We start from the raw sequence: 6581 nt of genomic DNA on the forward strand, positions 1-6581 counted from the left end.
GTATTCCATTTAACATATTAACTTCTCAGGATTTGTTCGAATACTTTTTGTGACTTTTACTTCTGATCTTTTTTATTATAGAAGAATAAGCGACTTACTTACGTTTCTGATTGTGAGATCAATACTATTATTTCAATCTTTTATCGGTTTTTAACTTTAGTTAAACTTCTAGTTAAAATCATTTTATTTTTTACTTACTTTTTTATTACTTGCAGCTATATCTTTGTTTTTCAAGGTATAAAAAGCCCCCCGGCTTTATATTAATACTCTTCAATTTTTGGAGAGTATTTTTTTTCGTCAGTAATTAATTGCGAATAAAATAGACTTCTTTTTAACCTAAATAGTAGTTTTATTTTAAAAAATAGAATTTAATGTTCTTTTACAATACGCTCAATAGTATTAAGCATTTCTTCTCTTTTTTCAGGCTTTGTATTTTTAAAAGTAAACTTAGCCAATTCAAACTGTCCTTTTTTTAATCGGTTTATTCTATGATCTTGGTATTTTGTTATTAAATGAACAGCCAAAACAATTATAGCAGCTGAAGTAATTGTCATTAAAATATATGTTGCTTTACTAAAATCTTGAAACTGTTGAAATATCCAAAAGAAATAAAATAAACATACTGATAAAATAAAACCATGAACTACTTTAATACCAATATTCTTTCTTTCAAAATAAAAAGATCTAAATAAATTGTATAAAGCATAGCAAAAGAAACCAAAAAACAAACCTAATCGCTCAATAAAAAAATGAAAAGATTTAAACCCAAACACTTTTTCTTCTTGCTTCACCTTCTTGAACTTTGAATAAGCCAAGTCGGTATCTTTTTTAGCTTTCAGATAATTATTATATAATTCAGTTCCTTCTGCATGAGCTTTCACCTTATTAAGTGCTTTAGTTCTTTTCTTTTTCTCAATAGAATGCATCTTTATTGCTTGGTTATAATCAGCACTAAAAACATCAAAAAATTGATATGAATAAAAAGAGACACCTAAAATAATTGCAAATAATAAAGGAAAAATCTTTTTAACCTTCTCCGTTATCTGGTTCCTCTCCCCCGTCGCTTTCTGGAGTTGTTGAATCATCTTTGGTGCTTGAGATTTTTTCATTTGATTGTGTTTGTTTTTCTACAATTTCTGTATTGTCTGTACAAGAAACAAAACCTAATGCTAAAATTAATGCTAAAATTGATGCTAAAATTGATACTACTTTTTTCATATTATAAAGTTTTTAAAAATTAAAAACCTTAAAAATACAACTTACAACTACAGCGTTATCAGCCTTTTGGAATTAGCTCTTTAAATATTTTAATGCTATTAACACTAAAGAAACATTAGATTTTACTTTAAATTTTTGTCGTACTCTTTGCAAAAGAGTTCTAATTGTACTTTCACTTAAAGAATGCTTTTTTTCTATTTCTGAAAGAGATAGTTCTTTTAACATAGAATCGTACACTTCTCTTTCTCTATTACTTAAAATCTCGTGATACACATACTCAAAATCGGTATCTAATTTATTTTCTATAATAATTTCTCGTATTCTTTTAGAATAATACGTTTTATTATTATTTACATCGTTTATTGCATCTATAATACATTCTGACACATCGTCTTTTAAAACATATCCTCTAGCTCCATGCTTTATAGATTCATAAATAAAACTATCGTTATCATATGCCGATACTATAATTGTTTTAACAAAAATGTTAGATTCCTTTAAAATTTTTAAAACTTCAATACCATTAATCTCTGGCATTGAAATATCTAAAATTAAGACGTCACATTCATTTGATTTAAACCAATTTAAAAGTTTAGTACCATTTATAGATGTACCCACTACATTTATACCATGAGCTTTTAAAAGCACTTCGAATCCTTGCAATATCAAATCATGATCATCAGCTATATGTACACGCATTTTTTTATATATTTCTTGCTACCAAAAATATAACAACTAAATAAAATTTACTGTAGACAAAACCCTATAAAATTATAAAAATTTCAAAATTTTAACAAAAAACACTATTGTCCTCACATATATACTCACTTTTAAATCAATATGCCTGAAGTATTAATTAATCTATAACTAAAACTACATGAGTTTATACCAGTGATGAACGCTTCTAAAACACTAGTCCTTTTCAGCTTTTAAAAAAATAATTAAAAAAAAGTAGATTTATAAATATAAACCTGCTCTCTATAAAAAATAATTAAAATACACTTAAATTTTAGTGTACATTTTAAAATGTGGCCCTACTTTTTCTACCATAAACTCCTCTCCTAGTTTTACAAAATTCAATTTCTCATAAAACGATGTTACTTCTTTACGAGCATTACACCACAAAAAATCAACATTTTTTTCTTTTAAAATCTTTACTGCTTCTTCTATAATAACTTTACCAAACCCTTTACCTCTTACTTCAGGCAAAGTTGCCATTCCTCTTAACTGATATTGCTCTCCATCTAAGTCTTTTAATTTATTTTTTATAAAAGTTGCTATGGTTACTAACTTCTCTTTATAAAAAACCCCTAAATGAAATGTATCATCTTTTAAATCTTCTTTAAACTTATATGGTAAATCTATCCCCTTACGTAAAACTTCTAATCGTATTTTAGAAGTTTCTCCTGCTATTATTTTTTTTACTTCTATCATTTTTGCAAACTCTTATAAATAGTTTCTCTCATTTCTTTTGCCGATATAAACCAGGCTCCATATTCTTCTTTATACTCTTTTGTTATACTTTCATCTTTAGAAACTTCAGCTAATGTTTTCCCTTTATTTATATTTTCTTGAACTCGATCTCTCAAAGTTATAAGCATTTTTTTATATACTTTAAGCTCTGCTTTGTTAGATAAACTTCTATGTCCTGGTATAATAACCGTTTCATCATTAGATAACAACAAAACTTTATTTATAGATTCAATATAACCTTTAATACTTCCGCCACTATTGAGATCTATAAAAGGAAATTTCCCTTGAAAATACGTATCCCCCATATGTATAACATTACTACTTAGGAAGTATATATGAGCATCTCCATCAGTATGTGCATTATGAACATGTGATACTAATACATCTTCTCCGTTTATATGAAAATTCATATCATTTGTAAAAGTTATCACTGGCAACGCTTCTTTTGGTGAAGCTTTTTTTAATCTACCTCTTACTGTTTGATCTGCACTCATTCTTTTTCTAACATTTTCATGCGAAAAAATTAAAACATCATTTTTTTTCATGTTTTCATTTCCTCCTGTATGATCTCCATGCCAGTGTGTATTAACCAAATACTTTATAGGCTTATTAGATATTTCTTTAACTTTCGTTAAGATTTTATTGGTTAATGGAGCAAACTGATCGTCAATCATAAAAACACTATCATCCCCTACAAATAAACCTATATTCCCTCCTTGCCCTTGAAGCATATATATATTATTTGTGATTTTTTTAGAAGTTATTTTAACTTCTCTTTTTTGCGATAATGTATTAAAACTTATAAAGCCTAATGCACTTAATAGCATTACTTTTTTTAAACTCATTTTTAAATTTTGTTTCTATTATAATTATTATATTCCCCCTAGTAAGTTACTATTTTATTTTTTAAATAAAATAATAGCATACATTTTAACGAATCTTTCCTACAACTTTTTGCCTTTAGTTTCCTTTATCGTTTTTTTCTTACAATTCACCTTAACCTTTTATCTCCTTATCTAACATTTCTTATAATTACTCGTAACTACACGTATTTTTGATGATATAAATAATTAAAATCATGAAAAAATCGGCTCCAGTAATTGTTCAAGTTTTAAAAACTGATGGTATTCTTTTTAAAATAAAATTTTCTTATCTTAAGGTTCCAATTACTGTTAACAAAGATTATTTTGACAACCTAGTTAAGAACCCAAAAGATTTTAAAATTATTTAAAACACCATAAATAAATCTTCCTTAAAACTCTTTCTTAAAAAAAAATCAAGTAATTTATAATTAGATTTTTATCACAAAGATTTTATAGTTAACTTTGTTTAATATATCTTTACTTTATATTATGATTTTTATAGTTAAATTATTTTTGTACTTACTTAAAGTAACTTTTAGTTTTACTCTTATTATATTTAACTTATTATTTAGTTAAACAAAACTTAAGTTAACTGTTTTCAGCTTTCTTCAACTCAACTTATTTCATTTTGCATTTCTATAAGCTATAAAGACTTCTCTATAGAAGTAGTAACTTTCTCTATTTTATTTAAAAAATAGTTTTCTCTAAAAGAAAAGGGCACTTCCTTACTTTTTTACAGATATTTTTATATATGTGAAATTCTATATTTATCACATAATTACTAAAACTAATTTATCCTCTTTTATTTTAGCTGCTCTCTTAATGCTTCTATCTACTTAAAAAATAAGTAATAGTAGAAATTTTTATTTTTTAGGGTATATACAATCTAAACTGTTCTAATTGAGTGTAATTAATAGTTAGAACGGAATTCCCTTTTAAAGAATTTCACGTTATATAAGAAAAGAAGTGTCTGGAGGTGATAACTTCTTTTCTTTTTTTACTCTTAAATTAAATAGACACCATACTCCCTTATTATTTTTTTAACAATAATTAACTCTATTTCACATTAATTATTTTTTACTAAATAACTACTCTTTTTTATCTTTACTTAAAATTAAACTACTTATGAATTTAAGCTTTAAGTCTATAGATAATAAGGATATCCTATCCATTCTTCCTCTTTTAAAAAAAGCAAATACTACTACTCCACATGATATTTTAGAAAAACGAGTATTAGAAATGGTTAACTACAGTACTTATGAATGTGTTGGTGTTTTCGATGAAGATAAATTAATTGGCATATCTGGGCTTTGGTATAGCATGAGACACTATTCTGGTAGAAGTGTTGAGCCTGATCATGTAATAATAGATGATTTATACAGAGGCAAAAATATTGGTAAACAATTCTTTAGCTGGATTTATGAATATACAAAATCTAAAGGTTATGAAGCAATGGAATTAAACACATATACTGGTAATAGAAAATCTCATAAATTTTATTATAACGAAGGCTTTGAAATTTATGGTTTTCATTTCGTAAAAATCATGCGAAACGATAAAGCCTTTTATTAAAAGAACTTAGAGTATCAGGTAAAAAAGTGAAGTATAAGTGTATTTTATTTTGAATTTACTATTCAAAATCTATAGCTTTTGAAGCTCTTTACAACAAATAAACAACTATTTACAAATGTTATTTATTTTCATTATTTTTATAATGCAATGAGGATATAGTTATATTTAAATTCGGTCCCCTGATTGAAATAAACTACAGAAGTTTTTACATCTAATTTTTGCCATCGAAATCAAAAAATTAATTTACTAAAACTTCATTGAGGCATTTTATTAGTAGATAAGAATATACCTAAAGTAAGATATGTGACTATACTCCTCATTGTTTTTATGTTCAATTTTAGCCCAATATTTTCATTAGTTTTTATATCTGTATAACTTTTCATTTTCCTTAAGTTTATTCGATTATCATAAATTTCCTATACACATCTGTAAATTGCTCTCCTGCAAACTTTGCTAGTTTTGAACTCTTGAAGTAAAGACGAGATCCGACGTCTGAAAATGTAACCCAACGACAATTGTCGTCGTAACGAAAGCCTGAAGAACTCATTTTAAATGACGGAAAGTATTTACACTCATTAGAATCATCCCAATCCGCCACACATTCTTCATTTAAAGATTTACATAATAATTCAGCTACATATTGATATTTTAAATGTTCAGGAATATTCTCAAACATTTTATCAAGTTCTTTTTGAGTAATATTGTTATTATCTAAAACATCTTGAACCGTTTTTATACCTTCAATTATTTTTTTAGGTATAGCTTCAAATTTAACTTCTCCTGTTTCCTTGTCAAAGCTTTTTACTTTGAACCCTTCTGGGATTTCAATTTTTAATGTTTCCATGTTTTTACTATTTTTATTTTATGAAAAATAGCTACGAACAATTTAATACTGAAATTAAAAAAACTAAAGAGATATCAATTTTAACTAAATTGTATTCAATTTCTCTATCTCTAACTTTTATTACGCTCTTTTTGTGGAATTAATATCGAGGTTAAACTACGTTTATAATATTTACTATTGTTGCATTCATCAATTAGACTTCATTTTAGAATTTATATATTCTTTCTCGTTTTCCTAAAACCTATAACATAAAAGTGAATTTTCACATGTTAAATACATATATATTCTTAAAATATATTAAAATCTCACTTTAATAAATATCATACCCCCCCTATAAACATAAGCAACAACAATTCGAAGATGCCATATAACTTTCATTTTGTGAAAGTTATGAGAGTTTATCAAAAATTTTATTAATTTTATTGAAATTTTTATTGCAAATTCTAGAAACTGTTTTATATTTGCAACCGCTTTACAGAGTAAGCTACTATTAGGTTTCTTATAATGTAAACACAGCAAGTAATTGTTGAAAAATCTTTACCAATGCGAGAGTAGCTCAGTTGGTAGAGCGTCAGCCTTCCAAGCTGAATGTCGCCAGTTCGAACCTGGTC

The 6581-nt window shown here is 26.0% G+C and carries 8 protein-coding genes and 1 tRNA gene; 3 read left to right on the top strand and 6 right to left on the bottom strand.

Annotated features, from left to right (window positions below; all coding sequences use genetic code 11):
* Positions 1-368 precede the first annotated feature (368 nt).
* From Q0881_RS14935 to Q0881_RS14955, 5 genes are all read right to left on the bottom strand, one after another.
* Positions 369-1109 (bottom strand): hypothetical protein, encoded by a 741-nt coding sequence (locus Q0881_RS14935; RefSeq protein WP_299161928.1) that lies wholly within the window; start codon positions 1107-1109, stop codon positions 369-371.
* A complete protein-coding gene (locus Q0881_RS14940; protein ID WP_299161930.1) occupies positions 1027-1218 on the bottom strand; it encodes a hypothetical protein in 192 nt (63 codons plus the stop codon). The genes Q0881_RS14935 and Q0881_RS14940 overlap by 83 nt, the downstream gene beginning before the upstream one ends.
* Before the next feature lie 72 nt (positions 1219-1290).
* The gene (locus Q0881_RS14945) at positions 1291-1917 is read right to left on the bottom strand and encodes a response regulator transcription factor (RefSeq protein WP_299161932.1); all 627 of its coding nucleotides are present in this window, start codon (positions 1915-1917) and stop codon (positions 1291-1293) included.
* Positions 1918-2220: 303 nt separating this feature from the next.
* Positions 2221-2652 (bottom strand): GNAT family N-acetyltransferase, encoded by a 432-nt coding sequence (locus Q0881_RS14950; RefSeq protein WP_299161934.1) that lies wholly within the window; start codon positions 2650-2652, stop codon positions 2221-2223.
* On the bottom strand, positions 2649-3536 hold the full coding sequence (locus Q0881_RS14955) for an MBL fold metallo-hydrolase (protein WP_299161936.1): 888 nt from the start codon (positions 3534-3536) through the stop codon (positions 2649-2651). The genes Q0881_RS14950 and Q0881_RS14955 overlap by 4 nt, the downstream gene beginning before the upstream one ends.
* 233 nt (positions 3537-3769) lie before the next feature.
* Between Q0881_RS14955 and Q0881_RS14960 the strand changes: the two genes are divergently transcribed.
* Both Q0881_RS14960 and Q0881_RS14965 read left to right on the top strand, forming a co-directional pair.
* Positions 3770-3922, top strand: coding sequence for a hypothetical protein (locus tag Q0881_RS14960; protein ID WP_299161938.1), 153 nt, complete (start codon positions 3770-3772; stop codon positions 3920-3922).
* 757 nt (positions 3923-4679) lie between these two features.
* Positions 4680-5126, top strand: a complete 447-nt coding sequence (locus Q0881_RS14965; protein ID WP_299161940.1) for a GNAT family N-acetyltransferase — start codon at positions 4680-4682, stop codon at positions 5124-5126.
* A 394-nt stretch (positions 5127-5520) separates the two neighbouring features.
* On the opposite strand, the gene Q0881_RS14970 is transcribed toward Q0881_RS14965, so the two are convergent.
* Positions 5521-5970 (bottom strand): hypothetical protein, encoded by a 450-nt coding sequence (locus Q0881_RS14970; protein ID WP_299161942.1) that lies wholly within the window; start codon positions 5968-5970, stop codon positions 5521-5523.
* A gap of 553 nt (positions 5971-6523) precedes the next feature.
* Between Q0881_RS14970 and Q0881_RS14975 the strand changes: the two genes are divergently transcribed.
* Positions 6524-6581: transfer RNA gene (locus Q0881_RS14975), tRNA-Gly, on the top strand.

The sequence above is a fragment of the uncultured Tenacibaculum sp. genome (assembly GCF_947494125.1).
In the GTDB taxonomy this organism is placed as follows: domain Bacteria; phylum Bacteroidota; class Bacteroidia; order Flavobacteriales; family Flavobacteriaceae; genus Polaribacter.

Coding starts and splice junctions, on each gene's coding strand:
- Q0881_RS14935 (WP_299161928.1), bottom strand. CDS start 1,109: ATGAAAAAATCTCAAGCACCAAAGATGATTCAACAACTCCAGAAAGCG.
- Q0881_RS14940 (WP_299161930.1), bottom strand. CDS start 1,218: ATGAAAAAAGTAGTATCAATTTTAGCATCAATTTTAGCATTAATTTTA.
- Q0881_RS14945 (WP_299161932.1), bottom strand. CDS start 1,917: ATGCGTGTACATATAGCTGATGATCATGATTTGATATTGCAAGGATTC.
- Q0881_RS14950 (WP_299161934.1), bottom strand. CDS start 2,652: ATGATAGAAGTAAAAAAAATAATAGCAGGAGAAACTTCTAAAATACGA.
- Q0881_RS14955 (WP_299161936.1), bottom strand. CDS start 3,536: ATGAGTTTAAAAAAAGTAATGCTATTAAGTGCATTAGGCTTTATAAGT.
- Q0881_RS14960 (WP_299161938.1), top strand. CDS start 3,770: ATGAAAAAATCGGCTCCAGTAATTGTTCAAGTTTTAAAAACTGATGGT.
- Q0881_RS14965 (WP_299161940.1), top strand. CDS start 4,680: ATGAATTTAAGCTTTAAGTCTATAGATAATAAGGATATCCTATCCATT.
- Q0881_RS14970 (WP_299161942.1), bottom strand. CDS start 5,970: ATGGAAACATTAAAAATTGAAATCCCAGAAGGGTTCAAAGTAAAAAGC.